Annotated in this window: 18 protein-coding genes; 2 read left to right on the plus strand and 16 right to left on the minus strand. The window is 70.2% G+C overall.

Annotated elements, in window-relative coordinates; translation table 11 throughout:
• Positions 1–109: 109 nt before the first annotated feature.
• Positions 110–874, plus strand: a complete 765-nt coding sequence (locus J2X55_RS06285; protein ID WP_181906337.1) for an ABC transporter ATP-binding protein — start codon at positions 110–112, stop codon at positions 872–874.
• Complete coding sequence (locus J2X55_RS06290) at positions 871–2325, plus strand: ABC transporter permease (RefSeq protein WP_115915721.1); 1455 nt, start codon at positions 871–873, stop codon at positions 2323–2325. Before J2X55_RS06285 ends, J2X55_RS06290 begins: the two co-directional genes overlap by 4 nt.
• 30 nt (positions 2326–2355) lie before the next feature.
• Here J2X55_RS06290 and J2X55_RS06295 read toward each other — a convergent pair whose 3' ends face one another.
• The 16 genes from J2X55_RS06295 to sdhC all read right to left on the minus strand — a co-directional run bounded on the left by J2X55_RS06295 (position 2356) and on the right by sdhC (position 18980).
• Entirely contained in the window at positions 2356–4221 is a 1866-nt protein-coding gene (locus J2X55_RS06295) for an ABC transporter ATP-binding protein (RefSeq protein ID WP_309822437.1), read from the minus strand.
• 142 nt (positions 4222–4363) lie between these two features.
• Entirely contained in the window at positions 4364–5815 is a 1452-nt protein-coding gene (locus tag J2X55_RS06300; RefSeq protein ID WP_309822439.1) for an MFS transporter, read from the minus strand.
• Positions 5816–6001: 186 nt separating this feature from the next.
• The gene (locus tag J2X55_RS06305; protein ID WP_115915718.1) at positions 6002–6355 is read right to left on the minus strand and encodes a Fe-S protein; all 354 of its coding nucleotides are present in this window, start codon (positions 6353–6355) and stop codon (positions 6002–6004) included.
• A gap of 138 nt (positions 6356–6493) precedes the next feature.
• Positions 6494–6967 carry a 6,7-dimethyl-8-ribityllumazine synthase gene (ribH, locus tag J2X55_RS06310; RefSeq protein WP_103206567.1) on the minus strand — a complete coding sequence of 158 codons (474 nt, stop codon included), beginning with the start codon at positions 6965–6967 and terminating at the stop codon, positions 6494–6496.
• Complete coding sequence (ribA, locus tag J2X55_RS06315) at positions 6967–8235, minus strand: GTP cyclohydrolase II (protein WP_115915716.1); 1269 nt, start codon at positions 8233–8235, stop codon at positions 6967–6969. Before ribA ends, ribH begins: the two co-directional genes overlap by 1 nt.
• The gene (locus tag J2X55_RS06320; RefSeq protein WP_309822440.1) at positions 8232–8888 is read right to left on the minus strand and encodes a riboflavin synthase; all 657 of its coding nucleotides are present in this window, start codon (positions 8886–8888) and stop codon (positions 8232–8234) included. The genes ribA and J2X55_RS06320 overlap by 4 nt, the downstream gene beginning before the upstream one ends.
• Positions 8888–9961, minus strand: a complete 1074-nt coding sequence (gene ribD / locus J2X55_RS06325) for a bifunctional diaminohydroxyphosphoribosylaminopyrimidine deaminase/5-amino-6-(5-phosphoribosylamino)uracil reductase RibD (protein ID WP_309822443.1) — start codon at positions 9959–9961, stop codon at positions 8888–8890. Before ribD ends, J2X55_RS06320 begins: the two co-directional genes overlap by 1 nt.
• Positions 9962–10260: 299 nt before the next feature.
• Positions 10261–11124, minus strand: coding sequence for a DNA-formamidopyrimidine glycosylase family protein (locus J2X55_RS06330; RefSeq protein WP_309822445.1), 864 nt, complete (start codon positions 11122–11124; stop codon positions 10261–10263).
• A 51-nt stretch (positions 11125–11175) separates the two neighbouring features.
• Positions 11176–11733, minus strand: coding sequence for a GNAT family N-acetyltransferase (locus J2X55_RS06335; RefSeq protein WP_309822447.1), 558 nt, complete (start codon positions 11731–11733; stop codon positions 11176–11178).
• Positions 11734–11926: 193 nt separating this feature from the next.
• Complete coding sequence (gene trpS / locus J2X55_RS06340; protein WP_115915711.1) at positions 11927–12931, minus strand: tryptophan--tRNA ligase; 1005 nt, start codon at positions 12929–12931, stop codon at positions 11927–11929.
• Between the two features lie 101 nt (positions 12932–13032).
• Entirely contained in the window at positions 13033–13881 is an 849-nt protein-coding gene (locus J2X55_RS06345) for an exodeoxyribonuclease III (RefSeq protein ID WP_309822449.1), read from the minus strand.
• A 123-nt stretch (positions 13882–14004) separates the two neighbouring features.
• Entirely contained in the window at positions 14005–15204 is a 1200-nt protein-coding gene (locus J2X55_RS06350) for a YihY/virulence factor BrkB family protein (protein WP_309822450.1), read from the minus strand.
• A gap of 220 nt (positions 15205–15424) precedes the next feature.
• The gene (locus J2X55_RS06355) at positions 15425–16210 is read right to left on the minus strand and encodes a succinate dehydrogenase iron-sulfur subunit (protein WP_115915709.1); all 786 of its coding nucleotides are present in this window, start codon (positions 16208–16210) and stop codon (positions 15425–15427) included.
• 1 nt (position 16211) lies between these two features.
• Entirely contained in the window at positions 16212–18041 is a 1830-nt protein-coding gene (gene sdhA, locus J2X55_RS06360) for a succinate dehydrogenase flavoprotein subunit (RefSeq protein WP_115915708.1), read from the minus strand.
• Between the two features lie 46 nt (positions 18042–18087).
• Positions 18088–18546 (minus strand): succinate dehydrogenase hydrophobic membrane anchor subunit, encoded by a 459-nt coding sequence (locus J2X55_RS06365; protein WP_115915707.1) that lies wholly within the window; start codon positions 18544–18546, stop codon positions 18088–18090.
• Positions 18546–18980 carry a succinate dehydrogenase, cytochrome b556 subunit gene (gene sdhC, locus J2X55_RS06370; RefSeq protein WP_013583715.1) on the minus strand — a complete coding sequence of 145 codons (435 nt, stop codon included), beginning with the start codon at positions 18978–18980 and terminating at the stop codon, positions 18546–18548. The genes J2X55_RS06365 and sdhC overlap by 1 nt, the downstream gene beginning before the upstream one ends.
• Positions 18981–19057 lie beyond the last annotated feature (77 nt).

Here is a 19057-nt window from a genome sequence, read left to right on the forward strand (position 1 = left end):
CTCGCGAGACGTATCCCCGCGGCAGCCGGCGCCGCGTCATCCTCGAGATGTACGACGGGGCGACGTGAGGCCGATGACGCCGGCCGGCGTGGTTCGTAGCGTCGGAGGCATGCAGCAGCTTCCCTCCGACCCCGCGCCGATGGCCGCGCGGGTCCAGAACCTCACCAAGACCTTCGGGGCCGGCGAATCGCGTGTCCACGCGTTGGACGACGTCACCATCGGGCTCCGACGGGGCGAGTTCACCGCGATCATGGGCCCGTCCGGTTCGGGCAAGTCCACCCTCATGCACGTGATGGCGGGACTGGATGCCGCGACCTCGGGTCGCGTGTTCATCGGCGACACCGAGATCACCGGACTCAGCGACCTCGAGTTGACCGTGCTTCGTCGCTCGCGCGTCGGGTTCGTCTTCCAGTCGTTCAATCTCGTCCCGACCCTCGACGTGCTCGGCAACATCACGCTGCCGTTCGAGTTGGCCGGCCGGTCGCCCTCGCCCGAGGCTCGACGGCGCATCGACGCCCTCGTCGAGTCGATGGGGCTCGGCGGACGCCTGCGTCACCGCCCGCACGAACTCTCCGGGGGCCAGCAGCAGCGCGTCGCGATCGCCCGGGCGTTGGCGACCCGACCCGATCTGATCTTCGCCGACGAGCCCACCGGCAACCTCGACTCCCGCACCGGCCGCGAGGTGCTCGGGCTGCTGGCCACGGCGAGCCGGGAGCACGGGCAGTCGATCGCGATGGTGACGCATGATCCCGTCGCCGCCTCGCACGCCGACCGGGTGATCTTCCTCGGTGACGGCCGCGTCGTGGCCGACACCCCGCGCCAGAGCGCGGAGGCGATCTCGGCCTACATGCTCTCGTCCGAGGTCGGGGCGTGAGCGCCGTCGCCGAACGCCCGGTCGGGGTGTCGCGCCGCCCCCGCCGCCTGCCGCGCGGGGAACGCGGCCTCGGGGCATCGGTGCTCGTGGCCGCGATCTCGAGCGGCTTCGGCACGCTGCTGATCGCCGCGACGGGATTCATCGGCGCGTGGCTGCTGGCCGCGCCCTACCTGGCGGGCCGCGAGAGCGTCGTCGCGGTCGTGGCGATCCTCAGCGCGCTGCTGGTGGGTGTGGCGATGTTCGTCGCGGCGATCGTGACCACCAACACCTTCGCGACCATCGTCGCGGGGCGGACGCGGCAGATCGCTCTGATGCGCCTGATCGGGGCCTCCGCCCGATCGGAGCGGGCGCGCGTCGCTCGTCAGGGGCTCGTCGTAGGAGCCGTCGGCGCCGCCATCGGGCTGGTCGGCGGTACCGCGGCCGCGGCCGTGCTGCTGCCGGTCGCGCGTACCGTGTGGGGGATCGACGTGGACTACGCGCTCGTCCAGCCGACGCTGGCCGCTCCCGCGGTGATCGTGACGCTCACGACGTGGGCCGCGGCCTGGGCGGGCTCGCGACGGGTTCTCGAGGTGACCCCCCTGCAGGCGATCTCCGGGGCGACCGAACGCAATCGGAGCGAGGCCGTCGGCGGTCGCGGTCGTCGCATCGCCGCCGGCATCCTCTTTCTCGGCGGCTCCCTGGTGCTCGCGGCGGGGATCGGCCTGGGCCTGCTGTCCCCCCTCGGCGTGGTGGTGGCGTTCGTGGGCGGCATCTTCTCTTTCACGGGGCTGAGCCTCGGCGCGACGGTGATCATGCCGCCCCTCCTGCGGGTGACCGGGCGGTTGTTCGGGCGTTCCGCCGAGGCGCGATTGGCGGCCGAGAACGCCTTGCGCTACCCGGAGCGGTCGAGCCGCATGGCGATCGGGGTCGTGATGGGCGTCACCCTCGTGACGATGTTCGCGGTCGCCTCGCAGTCGGCCCGCCAGGTGCTCATCACCTCGGGCGGCGGCGAACCGCCGGAGGAACTGCTGTCGCTGATGGACACCTTCGCCGCGATCATGATGTCGCTCGTGGCGGTGTCGGCCGTGATCGCTGCGGTCGGCCTGGTGAACCTGCTCACCCTCGGGGTGATCCAACGGCGCCGGGAACTCGGCCTGTTGCGCACCCTGGGCTTCGCCGCTCCGCAGATCCGCAGGATGGTCCTGATCGAGGCGGCGCACCTCACCGTGACCTCGGTCGCGCTCGGTCTCGTGCTCGGCGTGGTCTACGGCTGGGCCGGGGCGCAGTCGCTGCTCGGCTCGATCGGCGTGCCGCCGCTGTTCTCGTCGCCCACCCTCGTGCTGCCGAGCATCCCCTGGGCGACCGTTGCGATCGTGGCACTGGCCACGGCGCTGCTCACCGCCGTCGCCGCCGTCACGCCCACGCGCCTGGCCACCGCGGTGTCGCCCATCGACGCTCTCGCGGGCGAGTGATCGGTGTGCTCCGTGGGCACGCGCCGTCGTTCAGACCAGCAGCTGATGCTTCGCGAGGTCGCGATACAGCGGAGTGGATGCCACCAGCTCGCTGTGCGTGCCCTGGCCCACCACCCGGCCGTCCTCGAGGACGACGATCAGGTCGCTGTCCACGACGGTCGACAGGCGGTGCGCGATGACGAGCAACGTGCGGTCGGTCGCCACGGCGTCGATCGCCTCGCGCATGCGCTGCTCGTTGACGCCGTCGAGCGACGAGGTCGACTCATCGAGCAGGAGCACCGGGGGAGCGGCCAGCAGGGCGCGCGCGATGGCGAGGCGCTGGCGCTCGCCGCCCGAGAGCATCACGCCGTCCTCGCCCACGGGGGCATGGATGCCGAGGGCATCGCGCTCGATCACGTCGCCGAGGTTCACCGCGCGAAGGACTCGTTCGCAGTCGGCATCGGTCGCGTCCGGCGAGGCGAGGCGGAGGTTGTCGGCGATCGTGCCGGCGAGGGTCGGGGCGTCCTGCTCGACGTACCCGAAGCGGGCGCGCAGATCGGTGCGGGCGAGATCGCGGGCGTCGGTTCCGTCGACGAGGATCGCGCCGCTCGTCGGGTCGTAGAAGCGCTCGACGAGGGACAGGATCGTGCTCTTGCCCGCACCCGAGGGGCCGACGAGCGCCACGCGCGCTCCGCGCGGGACGGTGAACGACACCCCCCGCAGCACTTCGTGGTCGCTCTCCGGCTCCGCTCCGCTCGCATCCAGGTGCACTTCGGCGAGCACGGAGCGCGCTTCTCTCGTTGCGGTCTCGCGCGCCTTCACGACGTGATCGGGGTAGCGGAAGCGCACGTCGCGGAACTCGATGGCCGCGGCATCCGTCACCGGGGCCACCGTCGAGGGGCGGTCGTCGTCGTCTTCGAGGGGGAGGTCGAGCACCTCCTGAATGCGACCGAGCGCGCCGAGCGCTTGGTTGACCGAGGTGATGGCCCCGATCGCCGAGGCGAGCGGCTGCACGAGCAGGAACAGGAAGATCACGAAGGTGACGAGGGACGCGACGTCGATGGCCCCGGATGCCACGCGGTACCCGCCGACGCCGAGCACGACCAGCAGCGACACCTGCAGGGCGACGAAGGCGATCGGGACGATCAGTGCCGAGACGCGGGCGATGCGCACGCCGGCGGCGTACGCCGCGGTGGCGTTCTCGGTGACGGCGGCGATCTCGCGGTCGGTAGCACCCGAGGCGCGGATGGTGCGGATCGAGCCCACCGCGCGCTCGACACCCGACGACAGCTCGCCTACCTTGGCCTGCTGAACGGCGGATGCCGCGCGGATGCGTGTGCTCAGCAGCACGACCACCGCGAGCGAGATGCCCACGACCGCCACGATGAGCACGAGCAGCAGCGGGTCGATGAAGGCCATCGCGATGACCGCGCCGACGAGGATGAGCGCGTTGCCCACGGCATCCGCGAACCCCTGCGTGAGGACGGCGTACAGCAGGGTCGTGTCGGTGCCCACGCGCGAGACCAGGTCGCCGGTCCGTCGGGCGTCGAACTCGCTGATGGGCAGGCGCAGGATGCGCCCGATCAGGCGCCGGCGGCTCGAGAACACGACCGCGGCGCCGGTGCGCTGCAGCAGGTAGTGCTGGAAACCGGAGATGACCGACGACAGCACGACGAACGCGACCAGCAGCCAGACCAGGGACCCGAGGGGGACGGCGTCCTGCACGCGCGAGATGACCTGGCCCACGAGCAACGGCTGCGCGAGGGTGGCGGCGGCGCCGAGGACGCTCAGCACCCCGACGACGACGAGCGTGCGCTTGTGCTCGAGAAGGAAGGGCAGCAGCTGACGGAACGACGCGCGCGGGCCCTCGGGCACACGGCGGCCGCGCCGACCGCGCGCGGGAGCGGGAACGGACATGCTCACCTCGGGAAGAAAATGGGGTGCTTCGACCGTACCCCGCGCCGGCGACCCCGCCTGTCGCGTTCCTCGCCGGTGAACAGAACACCGGATGCCACGAGGCACAGGCCCCGTGGCATCCGGTGTGTCGACGTTGGACGCGTTACGGCGCGATCGCTCCGGCGGCGATGTTGTCGTCGTAGTCGACGTCCTTCGTCTCGGGCGAGAGCACGAGCGCGACCAGGGTCAGCACGCCCATAGCCGAGAGGTACAGGCCCACCAACCACGGGTTGCCGTTGCCGGCCGCCCACAGCGCGACCGCGACGATCGGCGCGAGGGCCGCGCCGAGGATCGACGAGACGTTGTACGAGATCGCCGAGCCGGTGTAGCGGGTGTTGGTCGGGAACAGCTCCGGCAGGACCGCGCCCATCGGGCCGAACGTCGCACCCATGAGCAGGAACCCGAAGACGAGGAACGCCTGCACGAGGGCGCCCGTGAACTTCGCATCGGCGGCGGGCAGGAGGAACACCGAGAACAGCAGACCGAAGACGATGATGCCGATCGTCACGCCGATCAGCAGTCGCTTGCGACCGATCGCGTCGGCCACCGGGCCGGAGAGCATCGTGAAGACGCCGAAGAACACGACACCGATGATCTGCATGATGACGAAGTCGGTGTAGCCGAAGCCGAGGCCGGGAACGTAGGTGGCGGCGTTGAATGCGGTGCCGGCCTTCTCGGCCGCGGCGGCCGCGCCCTCGGCGGTGGGCTTGGTGCCGTACGACAGGGTGAAGCTCGTCATCAGGTAGAAGAGCACGTAGGTGGCCAGCATGATGAACGTGCCGAGGATCAGCTGCTTCCAATTGCGGCGGATGACCTCGCCGAGCGGGAACTTGCGGATCGCGCCGCTCTTCTCGGCCTTGGCGAACGACTCGCTCTCGACGAGCTTGAGGCGCACGTAGAGGCCCACGATGACCATCACCGCCGAGAACAGGAACGGCACGCGCCAGCCCCAGGTGAGGAACTCCACCGACCGCTGCGCCGTGCCGTCGGGGTGCGGCAGCGCGAAGTTGATGACGAGGAACACCGTGTTGGCGATGATGAAGCCGATCGGGGCGCCCAGCTGGGGGAACGTGCCGAACAGCGCGCGCTTGCCCTTGGGGGCGTTCTCGGTCGCGACCAGGGCCGCGCCCGACCACTCGCCACCCAGAGCGAATCCCTGCGCGAGACGCATGACCAGCAGCAGCACGGCCGCCCAGACGCCGATCTCGTTGAAGGTGGGCAGGCAGCCGATCAGGAAGGTGGCGACACCCATCGTGAGCAGAGAGGCCACGAGGGTCGCCTTGCGGCCGAAGCGGTCACCGAAGTGGCCGAAGACGATCGCGCCGAGGGGGCGCGCGACCATGGCGGCGCCGAAGACGCTGAACGACAGCAGCAGCGAGGTGGTCTCGTTGCCGGTCGGGAAGAAGAGGATCGGGAAGACGAGGACCGCGGCCGTGGCGTACGCGTAGAAGTCGTAGAACTCGATCGTGGTGCCGATGAGGCTCGCGGTGATGACGCGCGAACGGGGGTTCGCGGGCGCTGCGGCCGATCGGGTGGAGGGAGAAGAGGTGGTCATGACTGCCTGACGAGAAGGTCGATCAATCGCGTCCGGGATGGGGCGCAGCGGTGGCGCGCCGCGATCACGGGGGTGGGTGTGAGCGGGTGCGCGAAGGAGCACCGGGAACGTCCCCGAGTGAGGGGCGTCTAGACCCTCCAGTCTATGCGCGCGCTGAGCGGCCGCCGGACGGCGCTGGCTCTGCCGTCAGTGCCAGACGACCGCGAGACCGGCGTTGAGCAGAGCCAGGATGCCGATGGGCCAGAAGATCGCGGCGGGAAGGGTGCCCGTGCGCTTCTGACGGGCCGAGCCGATGCCCAACAGCGCGCCGATGACGATCAGCACGACGAGCTTGATGCCGATCTTGGCGTAGTTGAGGTCATGGTCGAGGCCCCACGGCGCCGACAGGGCCAGACCGGTGACCAGCGAGATGACGAGCGCGTAGCTCATCAACGGCGTCACGCGAACGCGGCGGGCCGCGGCCTCGACGACCCAGGCGCCGAACAGGATGGCGAACCCGACGAGGTGGACGAGGACGACGACGCTGCGCAGGATCTCCATACCGGTCAGGGTAGGCAGGCCCGGGGGCGCACGCCAGGAAGGCGGGCCTCACCCGGAGCCGGGTCGATCAGTGCCCTCGTCAGAACGACGACGGGCCCGGCGACCATGACGATCACCGGGCCCGCGGGCGACGGGGGTTCAGCCGCGCAGGTCGCGCAGCACCAGGGCCGTGCGGATGGCGGCATCGGCCGCCTCTTCGCCCTTGTCTTCCTTCGAGCCCTCGAGGCCGGCCCGATCCAGACCCTGCTGCTCGTCGTCGAGGGTGAGGACGCCGAACCCCACGGGCTTGCCCGCGTCGAGGGCGACGCGCGTGAGGCCGTCGGTCGCCGCCGACGAGACGAACTCGAAGTGCGGCGTCCCGCCCCGGATGATCACGCCCAGGGCGACCACGGCATCCGCCCCGCCCTCGAAGGCCGCACGGGCGGCCACGGGCAGCTCGAACGAGCCGGGGACCCGCACGACGCGGTACGTCGCGCCGGTGGCGTCGAGCACGCGCTTCGCTCCCGCGATGAGGCCGTCGGTGATGACGTCGTGCCAGGTGCCGGCGATGACGACGACGTTCAGACCCGACGCGTCGACGCCGCCGGTCTCGGGTGCTCCACTACCGGCCATCAGGCGCTCTCTTCCTTCATGTGCGCGAGGGCGTCGCGCAGGTCGTCCTCGGCGATGATGTGGCCCATGCGGTCGCGCTTCGTCTCGAGGTACTGGTGGTTGTTGGGCCCCACGCCCACGAGCAGGGGAACCTGCTCGATGACGTCGAGACCGAAGCCGCGCAGCTGCGCGACCTTGTCGGTGTTGTTGGTGAGCAGGCGCACCTTCTCGACCCCGAGGTCGGCCAGGATGCCGGCGGCCGCGGCGTAGTCGCGCGCATCGGCGGGCAGGCCGAGGGCGAGGTTGGCGTCGACGGTGTCGAGGCCGCGCTCCTGCAGGTTGTACGCGCGCAGCTTGTTGATCAGGCCGATGCCGCGACCCTCGTGACCGCGCATGTAGATCACGATGCCGCCGTCGCGGTCGATCGTGTCGAGCGCCGCGTCGAGCTGGGGGCCGCACTCGCACTTGAGCGAACCGAACGCCTCGCCGGTCAGGCACTCCGAGTGCACGCGCACGAGCGGCGCCTTCTCGGTGAGGTCGCCCGAGACCACGGCGAGGTGGTCGGTACCGGTGACGCGATCCTTGTAGGCGAGGAAGCGGAACGTTCCGTGCGAGGTCGGCACGTTCGACTCGGCCCGCAGGCTCACGCGGCGGCGCGCGGGGGCGGTGGTCGGCAGTGGGTCGGTCTCGTTCAGATAGCCGATGAGCTGCTCGATGGTGATGACCGGGATGCCGTCGCGCTCGCCCAGTTCGAACAGGCCGGGCAGCCGCATCATGCTGCCGTCTTCCGCGACGACCTCGGCGATCGCGCCGACGGGCTCGAGGCCCGCGAGGCGCATCAGGTCGACCGCGGCCTCGGTGTGACCGGCGCGTTCGCGGACGCCTCCGTCGACGGCCCGCAGCGGAAGGACGTGACCGGGGCGGATGACGCTGGTGGGGACCGAGTCGGGATCGGCCAGCACGTTCAGCGTGCGCGCGCGGTCGGCGGCGCTGATGCCGGTGGTCACACCGGTGGCGGCGTCGACGCTCACCGTGTACGCGGTGCCGCGGGCGTCCTCGTTCACCGCGACCATCGGCGGCAGGTCGAGGCGGTCGGCCCACTCGGCGGGCATCGGCGCGCACACGTAGCCGCTCGACCACCGGACGGTCCAGGCGAGGGCCTCGGGGGTCGCGAGCTGCGCCGAGAGGATGACGTCCCCCTCGTTCTCGCGGTTCTCGTCATCGGCGACCAGGATCGGGCGACCCTGGCGAAGGGCCTCCAGGGCCTCGGGGATGGGGGACAGGCTCATGCGGAGCCCCTCTCGGTCGTTGCGGCGGTGGCCGCGGGGTTCTCGGTTGTACGGAAGGCGAGCATGCGCTGGACGTGGCGCGCGAGGATGTCGGTCTCGAGGTTGACGGGGGTGCCGGCCTCGGCACGGCCGAGCGTCGTCGCCTCGAGGGTCTCGGGGATGAGCGACACCTCGAGCCAGGGTTCGACCTCGTCGGCGTCGCTGACGGCGCTCACGGTCAGCGAGACGCCGTCGATCGCGATGGACCCCTTGTCGACGACGAGAGGCGCGAGATGAGCCGGGATGCCGACCCGCACGACGCTCCACTGGGCGCCGGGCCGCACCTCGCGGACCACGCCGGTACCGTCGATGTGCCCCTGCACGATGTGGCCGCCCAGGCGGCCGTGGGCGGCGGTGGCCCGCTCGAGGTTGACGGGCAGGCCCGGAGCGACACCGGCCAGAGTCGACATGTCGAGGGTCTGCCTCATGACGTCGGCGGTGAACCAATCCTCGCCCTGATCGACGACCGTGAGACACACGCCGCTGACCGAGATCGAGTCGCCGTGGCCGGCGTCCGATACCGACAGGGGGGCGCGCAAGGTCAGCCGCACGCCGTCGCCCGAGGGCTCCACGGCGGTGACGGCACCGATCTCTTCGACGATTCCGGTGAACATCAGGCCACTCCTTCGTTCTCGCCCGCGGTCGCGGACACAGTCTCGGGGCTTCGGGGCCCGGGTACGGCCGGGCGGGCGACGATCAGGAGGTCGTCGCCGAGGGAGGTGACGGATGCCACCGACATGCGCTTGGCGGCATCGATGCTCGGCACGCCCACGTCGCCGAGCGCGAGGCGCGAACCCCCGAGCAGCACGGGCGCGATGTAGACGAGCAGTTCGTCGGCGAGGCCCTCGCGCACGAATGCGCTCGCGAGGGTCGGGCCGCCCTCGACGAAGACGCGCTGCACGCCCTGCTCGGCGAGGTCTCCGAGCACCGCGTGCAGGTCGTGCGTCGAATAGAACAGGGGGTCGCGCGGGTGACGGCGCACGGCGGCATCCGAAGCGGTCTCGCTCTCTCCGATGATCACCGGCACGGGCTGACCCTCGAGCAGCGAACCGTCGTCGGCCCGCGCCGTCAGGGCGGGGTCGTCCGAGCGTACGGTGCCGGTGCCGGCCACGATGGCGTCCGTCTGCGCACGGCGCGCGTGCACGTCGCGGCGGGCACTGGGACCGGTGATCCACTGACTCGTGCCGTCGTCGGCGGCGGCTCGGCCGTCGAGGCTCTGCGCCCACTTGACCGTCACGTGCGGACGCCCGGTGCGCTGCAGGGCGGTCCAGTCTTGGACGAGCTCTTCGGCGGCATCGGCCTCGGGCCCCTGTTCGACGTCGACGCCCGCCGCACGCAGGCGGTCCGCGCCGCCCGCGGCGGTGTCGGTGGGATCGTCCAGGGCGTAAACGACCCGAGCGATACCGGCTTCGATGAGCGCGAGAGCACACGGCCCGGTGCGACCGGTGTGATTGCAGGGCTCGAGGGTCACGACGGCGGTGGCGCCGCGCGCGGCATCCGGAGACAGCTGCGACAGAGCGACGACCTCGGCGTGCGCGGTCCCGGCGCCCCGGTGGTAGCCCTCGGCGAGGATGTCACCGGCGGGGGAGAGGATGACGGCACCCACCTGGGGGTTCAGCCCGCGCGGGCCGCGCCGGGCGAGCTCCAGCGCTCGCCGCATGGCGTCGATCTCGACGGCGGATGCCATTTCCTTGTCCTTCCCGCGGAATCGGGGCAGGGCTAGCGGGAAGGCGCGTCGCGCCATCCGTGCTGCCTCCTATCCGGACTAGCGACGGATACCCGTCGCATCACCGTCGGTCCCGGAATTTCACCGGATCGGCCCCACCGCGTGATGCGGAGGGGTTCGCGGACTGTCACCGCCGGTTCGGATTCTCACCGACCCCGGAGCACGTTGTTGCACTTCTGATCCTACTCAACGTGCCCCTCGCGGTTTCATTCCCGGTCATACGGGGACGTTTGGGCGACCTGCGTCGCGGGCGCCGTGCCTCACTTCAGCAGTCGCGACAGGCGTCGGTCGGCCAAGAGCTTGCCGCCGGTCTGACACGTGGGGCAGTACTCGAGAGAGTTGTCGGCGAAGAACACGCTGCGCACCTCGTCACCGCACACCGGGCACGCCTCACCCCGGCGGCCGTGAACGCGCATGCCACGGCGCTTGGCGTCCTTCAGCTCCGCGGGCGGCTTCCCCCGTGCCGCGGCGATCGCCTCCGCGAGAGTCGTGGTCATGGCCGCGAAGAGGTGATCCACCTCGTCGTCGGAGAGGTTGGCCGCCAGGGCGTACGGCGACATCTTGGCGGCGTGCAGGATCTCATCGGAATAGGCGTTGCCGACTCCCGCGATGATCGACTGATCGCGCAGCACGCCCTTGATCTGCGTACGGCGCCCGTGGAGGAGAGCGCCGAACTCGGCGCGACCGAAATCGTCGTCGAGCGGATCGGGGCCGAGCCGGGCGATGCCGGGTACCTCCGCAGGGTCGGTCACCGCGTAGACGGCCAGCGACTTCTTCGTGCCCGCCTCGGTGAGGTCGAAGCCCGATCCGTCGTCGAAGCCCACGCGCAGCGCGATCGGTGTCTTGCCGGGTTTGATCAGCGTCGTGGGAAGCGCGTCGAACCACCGCAGCCAGCCCGCCTTGGCGAGATGGAAGACGAGGTGGATGCCGCCGTCGGTCGCCACGTCGACGAACTTGCCGTGCCGCTCGACGGCCGTCACCTGGGCGCCGACCAGATCGGTCAGGGGCGGGTCGTACGTCTTGAGGGCGTTGATGGCCGACACGGTGGCTTTGTCGACGCGAAGCCCCGCGAGTCGCCCCCGCAGGAACTCGACGAGTCCTTCGACCTCTGGCATCTCCGGCATGGGCCCATGGTGCCACCGACCCCCGACATCCGGTCGGGCCTTGCGGCCGGCCTAGATCACGGGCCAGGGCTGCCGGTCGCGCCGGTCGGTGCGCAGCAGACCGCCCACCCACAGGTCCGACCGGCCGAGCGAATTGACGTGCGCCTGCCGCAGCAGGCCCTCGTAGCGGAAGCCGAGCGAGCGGGCGACGCGCGCCGACCCGAGGTTGCCGACGACGGCGCGCCACTCGATGCGGGCCAGTTCCGGACGCTCGGGGGAGAAGGCCCAGTCGACCACGGCTCGAGCCGCTTCGCTCGCGATGCCGCGCCCCCGCACGCTCGACGACACCCAATACCCGATCTCCGGGGCGCCGCTCGGCAGCTTGGCCAGGCCCACCATCCCGACGAGGCGTTGCGCGAGCCGGATCGCCCACGTCGCCTCCGACCCCTCGGCCCACCAGCCGTGCGCGAGCTCGACGAATGATTCCGCATCGGCGAGCAGATACGGTGACGGCACCGTCGTGAACCGCTGGATCGCGGCATCCTGGCACTCTTCGTGGATGACGGCGACGTCGCTCACGCGCGGCGCCGACAGCTCGAGGCGGGCGGTGCGAAGGATCTCCGGTTCCATGCGGCCACGCTACCGGCGGCGGCGGACGGGTCTCGCCCCACCTCGGTGTCGGAGAAACGCGTCGGAATCGGGTGCCATGAGCCCCGGCATCCGATTCCGGTGCGGTTATCCGATTCCGATGCGCCCGCCCCGGCGGCGCAGACGACGACGCCCGCACGAGCCGAGAGGTCGCGCGGGCGTCGGAGGGGATGGGTCAGCCGCGGCGGAGCAGGCCGATGCGGTCGTACACGTCGGTGAGGGTCTTCTCGGCGACGGATGCCGCCTTGCCGGCGTTCACCGCCAGCACGCGGTCGAGCTCGGCGGGGTCGTCGAGCAATTCGAGGGCGCGCGTGCGCACGGGCTCGAACTCGTTCACGACGACCTCGGCGAGGCCCTTCTTGAAGTCGCCGTACCCGCGACCGGCGTACTCGTCCTCGATCGAGGTGATGTTACGTCCGGTCAGGGCCGAATAGATCACCAGCAGGTTCGAGACGCCCGGCTTCTCGTCGCGGTCGAAGCGCACCGCGCCCTCGGAGTCGGTGACGGCGCGCATGATCTTCTTCGCACTGACCTTGGGGTCGTCGAGCAGCCACAGCACACCTGCGTCGGACTCGGCCGACTTCGACATCTTCGACGTGGGGTTCTGCAGGTCGTAGATGCGGGCGGTCTCGCGCTGGATCACGGGCTGGGGAACCGTGAAGGTCTCGCCGAAGCGCTGGTTGAAGCGTTCGGCGAGGTCACGCGTCAGCTCGATGTGCTGCTTCTGGTCGTCGCCAACCGGCACGACGTCGGTCTGGTACAGCAGGATGTCCGCGGCCATCAGCACCGGGTAGGTGAAGAGGCCGACGTTGGTGGCATCCGTGCCGTAGCGCGCCGACTTGTCCTTGAACTGCGTCATGCGCCCGGCCTCGCCGAAACCGGTGAGGGTGGACAGCACCCACTGCAGCTCGGCGTGCGCCGGCACGTGCGACTGCACGTACAGGGTCGAGCGCGAGGGCTCGATGCCGGCGGCGATGTACTGGGCGGCGGTGCGGCGGGTCTTCTCGCGGCGCTCGGCGGGGTCGCCGGGCTGCGTCAGGGCGTGCAGGTCGACGACCGAGAAGAAGGCGTCGTACTCGTCCTGGAGGTCGCGCCACTGCAGGAGAGCCCCGATGTAGTTGCCGATCTGAAGGCTGTCGGCGGAGGGCTGCATTCCGGAGTAGAGGCGCTGCTGGGTCACCCCTCGATCCTAGGCGTCGGGCGGCCGGGCGTTCACCGGAGTGACCCCTGCGCCGAGGTGAGACGGGGAGGGATGCCGTCGGACGCCCGCCTCGGCCGGCCTCAGGCCCCGAGCGTGTAGTCGACGATGACGGGGGCGTGGTCGCTCCAGCGCGTGTCGTAGGAGGGCGCACGCTCGACGGTGTACGACGTGACGCGCTCGGCCAGGGCGGGCGTGGCGACGTGGTAGTCGATGCGCCACCCGCTGTCGGTGTCGAAGGCTTTGCCGCGCATCGACCAGAACGTGTACGGCCCGTCGACCTCGCCGACGGTGCGGCGACCGACGTCGATCCAGCCCAGTCCCGTGCCCGTCGAACCGTCGACACCCTCGACCTGCTCGCCCTCGGGCCCGAAGAAGCGGTCGAAGTACGCGCGCTCGCGGGGGAGGAAGCCGGCGTTCTTGCGGTTGCCCCGCCAGTTCTTGATGTCGAGCTCGCGGTGGCCGACGTTGAGGTCGCCCACCACCAGCGCCAGCTCGCGCTCGGCCTTGAGCTCGACGAGGCGGCGTTCCATCGCATCGAGGAACAGCCACTTGGCATCCTGCTTGGGGGTGTCGACCTCGCCGCTGTGCACGTAGGCGCTGACGATCGTGACGGTCTCGCCGTCGATGTCGAAGTCGGTCTCGATCCATCGGCCGGAGGCGTCGAGCGGCTCGGGACCCAGGTGCGTGCGGGTCTCGACGCCCGGCAGGCGGCTGATGATCGCCACGCCCGCGCGGCCCTTCTGCAGGGCCTCGTCGTTGACGATCTGCCATCCGGGCAGCGCCTCGGCCAGCTGATCGGCGGTCGCGCGCACCTCTTGCAGGGCCACGATGTCGGCGCCCGAGGCGTCGAGCCATTCGGTCATGCCCTTGCGGACGGCGGCACGGATGCCATTGACGTTGACGGAGACGATGCGTACGGAACGAGCCACCCGTCGAGCCTAACGAAGGCCTCCGACATCGCGGTCGTCCCGCCCGACGCGCGCGTCCTCGCCCCCGGATCCGCCTCGCCGCGCGACCCGGTTCGATGCTCGGACGCCGGCAACCGAGCCGGGTCAGTCGGGGATCAGCGAGGTGCGCCGCGGGGCGGGGACGTCGGCCTCGGCGCGGGCGAGCGTCTTCTCGGCCGCGATCACGCGACGCTTCGCGCGCCACCGGAAGGGCCACCGCGCCATGGCGTGGGCCTTCTGCGCCTGGCGGAGCCCCACCTGCGCGGCGATCACCAGGGCGGCCTGCTCCATGGCACGACGGTCTTCGGGGGAGCGCAGAGGAACGTCACGGTCACCCGCGGCGACCGCGATCCAGGCGGCCGACACGAGGATGACGATCCCGATGAACCGGAACCACAGCAAGAACCCGATCAAGACCGTGAACGTCGAGAGCAACGGGTTCGACGGGGTGTAGACGAAGAGGAAGCCGGCGCCGATCTGCAGCACGACCATTCCGGCCGCGCCCACGACGGCCCCCGGCCACGTGCGGCGCCACGTGAGCGAGGTCCCGGTGAGGAAGCGGAACAGCGACGCAAGGGCCACCGTGTTCACCCCGAACGCCACGAGCAGCGAGACGACACGGGCCCCCGCCGACCACCCGAGCGTCTCGCGATCCCAACCGATGAGACCGAACACGAGGTCGACGGCTCCCGTGGTGATCGACCCCAGCAGTGCACCGATGAGCAACGAGATGCCGAACAGCACCGACGCCACGAAGTCGCGGGCCTTGAGCATCACGTAGTTGCGCGTGTCGAACGGCAGGCCGAAGGTGTCGCGCACGGCGCGCCGCGTGAAGGTGACGAAGCCGATCGTCGTCCAGACGACCACGACGACCGCCACCGCGCCGGTGATGGTCAACAGTCGGCCGCTCTCCTGCGTCGCGGCGTCGACCTGTTCGCGCGAGACCAGACCGGTGTCGCTGATGAGTCCGGGGATGTAGCTGTTGACGATGCGGATGAGGCCGTCGACGGCGGTCCTGCTGCCGCCGAGCCAGATCCCCACGCCGGCGAAGGCGAGGTACAGCGCCGAGAACACCGCGAACAGCCCCTGATAGCTCATGCCCGCGGCGAGCAGGAAGCCGTTGTGCTGCAGGAAGTGCCGCCACACGCGGATCGGGAACCACTGCGCGATCTTCGCCGCGCGGGCGATGGGCTGATCGAGGCGCTCGCGCACGGCCGTCTGCGCCGCCTCGAGCCGGTCGCGCAGCGACGCGTCGTCGTCGCGCACCGCGGGCAGCGGCCGCGGGTCGTGGCGGTTCTCGGTCACCGGGAAAGCCTAGATGACCGGATGCCGCCGCCTCGGCGTCGCGCCGGGCCGCCGGCATCCCGTGCTCCTCCCGCGCGTGAGGGGCCAGAACGTGTCGCCGAGCGAGCACCGCAGCGACACTTCTCGGCCCCTCAGGGGCAGCGTGCTCGCGCCGCGCGGGCGCGCCGGAACGCCGAACGGCGGGGCGCCGAAGCGCACCCGCCGTTCGAGAGGGGAGGGGTCAGCGACCGCCGCGGAGGACGGCCTGCTTGACCTCGGCGATGGCCTTGGTGACCTCGATGCCGCGGGGGCACGCCTCGGTGCAGTTGAAGGTGGTGCGGCAGCGCCACACGCCCTCTTTATCGTTGAGGATGTCGAGGCGCACATCGCCGGCGTCGTCGCGCGAGTCGAAGATGAAGCGGTGCGCGTTGACGATCGCGGCGGGGCCGAAGTACTGGCCGTCGGTCCAGAAGACGGGGCACGACGAGGTGCACGCGGCGCACAGGATGCACTTCGTGGTGTCGTCGAAGACCTCGCGGTCGACGATCGACTGCACGCGCTCCTTGCCGGCCTCGGGCTTGGAGTTCGAGATGAGGAAGGGCTGCACCTCGCGGTAGGAGGCGAAGAACGGCTCCATGTCGACGATGAGGTCCTTCTCGAGGGGCAGACCCTTGATCGCCTCGACGTAGATCGGCTGCGAGATGTCGAGATCCTTGATCAGCGTCTTGCAGGCCAGGCGGTTGCGGCCGTTGATACGCATCGCGTCGGAGCCGCAGATGCCGTGCGCGCACGAGCGGCGGAACGACAGCGAACCATCGACCTCCCACTTGATCTTGTGCAGCGCGTCGAGCACGCGGTCGGTGGAGTACAGCTCCACGTCGTAGTCGACCCAGCGCGGCTCGTCGTCGACCTCGGGGTCGAAGCGGCGGATGTTGAAGGTCACGAGGAACGACTGGATGCCGGTGTCCTCCGGCGTCTGCTCGACCTCGTCCGAGGTGTCGACCTGTTCGATGACGGTGGATGCCATCTCAGTACTTCCTCTCCAGGGGCGGGTAGCGGAGCTCCCCGGCCTCGTTCTTGGTGAACACCACGGGCTTCCAGCCGAGTTCGATGTGATCGGCCGGGTGCGACGAGTGGGGGTCGCCCGACAGGTACGCCATGGTGTGCTGCATGTAGTTCTCGTCGTCGCGCGTGGGGAAGTCGTCGCGCATGTGACCGCCGCGGCTCTCTTCGCGGTTCTGCGCGGAGTACACGACGACCTCGGCGAGGTCGAGCAGGAAGCCCAGCTCGACGGCCTCGAGGAGGTCGGTGTTGAAGCGCTTGCCCTTGTCGTCGACGTGGATGTTCTTGTAGCGCTCGCGCAGGTCGGCGATCACGTCCATGACGTGGGCGAGGGACTCGTGCGTGCGGAAGACCTGCGCGCCCTTGTCCATCTCGTCCTGCAGCGTCTTGCGGAGCACCGCGATGCGCTCGGTGCCGCTGTTGGCACGGAGGCCCTCGATGAGGCCACGGACCTCGGCGGCGGGGTCTTCGGGCAGCGGCACGAAGTCGGCGGTCTTGACGTACTCGACGGCGTTGCGGCCGGCGCGCTTGCCGAAGACGTTGATGTCGAGCAGCGAGTTGGTGCCGAGACGGTTCGAGCCGTGCACCGAGACGCACGCGCACTCGCCGGCGGCGTACAGCCCCGGGACGACGGTGTCGTTGTCGGCCAGCACCTCGGCCTTGATGTTGGTGGGGATGCCGCCCATCGCGTAGTGCGCGGTCGGCATGACCGGGACGGGCTCGACGACCGGGTCGACGCCCAGGTAGGTGCGGGCGAACTCGGTGATGTCGGGGAGCTTGGTCTCGAGGACCTCGGCACCCAGGTGCGTGCAGTCCAGCAGCACGTAGTCGCGGTGGGGGCCCGCGCCGCGGCCCTCGGCCACTTCCTGGACCATGCAGCGGGCGACGATGTCGCGCGGCGCGAGGTCCTTGATGGTCGGGGCGTAGCGCTCCATGAAGCGCTCACCGCTCGCGTTGCGCAGGATCGCTCCCTCGCCGCGGGCGCCCTCGGTGAGCAGGATGCCGAGACCGGCGAGGCCGGTCGGGTGGAACTGGAAGAACTCCATGTCCTCGAGCGGCAGGCCCTTGCGCCAGACGATGCCGACGCCGTCACCGGTGAGGGTGTGCGCGTTCGAGGTGGTCTTGAAGATCTTCCCGAAACCACCGGTGGCGAAGATGACCGCCTTCGACTGGAAGACGTGCAGCTCGCCGGTCGCGAGGTCGTAGGCGACGACGCCGGCGACCTGCGTCTTGCCTGCGGCGTCCTTCACCGTGACGAGGTCGAGCACGTAGAACTCGTTGAAGAAGTTGATGCCGAGCTTGACGCAGTTCTGGAACAGCGTCTGCAGGATCATGTGACCCGTGCGGTCGGCGGCGTAGCACGCGCGGCGCACGGGGGTCTTGCCGTGATCGGCCGTGTGGCCGCCGAAGCGGCGCTGGTCGATCTTGCCCTCGGGCGTGCGGTTGAACGGCAGGCCCATGTTCTCGAGGTCGATGACGGCGTCGATCGCCTCTTTGGCGAGGATCTCCGCGGCATCCTGGTCGACGAGGTAATCGCCGCCCTTGATGGTGTCGAAGGTGTGCCACTCCCAGGAGTCTTCCTCGACGTTGGCGAGCGCCGCCGCCATGCCGCCCTGCGCCGCACCGGTGTGCGAGCGGGTCGGGTACAGCTTCGAGATGACGGCGGTCTTCGCGCCGGGTCCGGCCTCGATGGCCGCGCGCATCCCGGCGCCGCCGGCGCCGACGATCACGACGTCGAACTGGTGGTAGTGGACGCCGTCCTTGACGATCGAGTCCGAAGCGGTCTGAGTGCTCACGTGTGCAATACCTCTGCTGTCAGGGGAGAGAAGGGATGCCGCCGGCTCAGGCCGACTGGCACACGTCCCACAGGGAGCTGCTCTCGGTCACGCCGAGGCAGGGGTCGAAGGTGAAGACGACGAGCGTGCCGAGCAGGATGAGGAATCCGGCCGAGGCCCACAGCGACCCGATGAGGACCTTGCGGACGGTGGCGTTGCCGACGTAGTCGTTCACGATGGTGCGCATGCCGTTCGCGCCGTGGATGAGGGCCAGCCACAGCATGAGGACGTCCCACCACTGCCAGAACGGCGAGGCGAGCTTGCCCGCGACGAACGCGAAGTCGATCTGGTGGATGCCTTCGCCCGTCATGAGGTTGACGAAGAGGTGGCCGAAGATGAGGACGATCAGCAGCACGCCGGAGGCGCGCATGTAGATCCAGCCCCACTTCTCGAGGTTGGACCCCTTCTTGCGGACGCTCGGCGTGCGGGGAGCGGGGATGGTGGCGGCTTCTTGGGCGACGGACATCAGTGGCTCCCGGTGACGGCGCTGAAGACGTTGATCAGGTGGCGCGGCGTGAAGCCGAGCATCGTGACGACCCAGAGGCCGAGCACGCCCCACCACAGCTGACGCTGGTGACGCGTGGCCCAGGGCCAGAAGTCCACGAGGATGATGCGCAGGCCGTTGAAGGCGTGGTACGCGATCGCGCCCACCAGGGCGACCTCGCCGAGGCCCATGATCGGGTTCTTGTAGGTGCCGATCACGGCGTCGTACGCCTCGGGGGAGACGCGGATGAGCGCCGTGTCGAGGATGTGCACCAGCAGGAAGAAGAAGATCGCCACACCGGTGATGCGGTGCAGGACCCAGGACCACATGCCCTCGCGGCCCCGGTAGAGAGTGCCGCGGGGCCTCTTCGAGGTGGTCTCTTTCACCGACGGCGTGGCACGTGCTGGTGCTGACACGGTCGTCCTCCCTGATCGAACACGGTGTGGGGGCCCGTACGGGCTCCAGCGTCACACGGGCGCCACTGAATACTACG

Source organism: Microbacterium sp. 1154, from assembly GCF_031455375.1.
Taxonomy (GTDB): Bacteria; Actinomycetota; Actinomycetes; order Actinomycetales; family Microbacteriaceae; genus Microbacterium.

Excerpts from the sequence above, each read along its gene's own strand:
- J2X55_RS06285 (WP_181906337.1), top strand. The coding sequence starts at position 110 with ATGCAGCAGCTTCCCTCCGACCCCGCGCCGATGGCCGCGCGGGTCCAG.
- J2X55_RS06295 (WP_309822437.1), bottom strand. The coding sequence starts at position 4,221 with ATGTCCGTTCCCGCTCCCGCGCGCGGTCGGCGCGGCCGCCGTGTGCCC.
- J2X55_RS06300 (WP_309822439.1), bottom strand. The coding sequence starts at position 5,815 with ATGACCACCTCTTCTCCCTCCACCCGATCGGCCGCAGCGCCCGCGAAC.
- J2X55_RS06305 (WP_115915718.1), bottom strand. The coding sequence starts at position 6,355 with ATGGAGATCCTGCGCAGCGTCGTCGTCCTCGTCCACCTCGTCGGGTTC.
- ribH (WP_103206567.1), bottom strand. The coding sequence starts at position 6,967 with ATGGCCGGTAGTGGAGCACCCGAGACCGGCGGCGTCGACGCGTCGGGT.
- ribA (WP_115915716.1), bottom strand. The coding sequence starts at position 8,235 with ATGAGCCTGTCCCCCATCCCCGAGGCCCTGGAGGCCCTTCGCCAGGGT.
- J2X55_RS06320 (WP_309822440.1), bottom strand. The coding sequence starts at position 8,888 with ATGTTCACCGGAATCGTCGAAGAGATCGGTGCCGTCACCGCCGTGGAG.
- ribD (WP_309822443.1), bottom strand. The coding sequence starts at position 9,961 with ATGGCATCCGCCGTCGAGATCGACGCCATGCGGCGAGCGCTGGAGCTC.
- J2X55_RS06330 (WP_309822445.1), bottom strand. The coding sequence starts at position 11,124 with ATGCCGGAGATGCCAGAGGTCGAAGGACTCGTCGAGTTCCTGCGGGGG.
- J2X55_RS06335 (WP_309822447.1), bottom strand. The coding sequence starts at position 11,733 with ATGGAACCGGAGATCCTTCGCACCGCCCGCCTCGAGCTGTCGGCGCCG.
- J2X55_RS06355 (WP_115915709.1), bottom strand. The coding sequence starts at position 16,210 with ATGGCATCCACCGTCATCGAACAGGTCGACACCTCGGACGAGGTCGAG.
- J2X55_RS06365 (WP_115915707.1), bottom strand. The coding sequence starts at position 18,546 with ATGTCCGTCGCCCAAGAAGCCGCCACCATCCCCGCTCCCCGCACGCCG.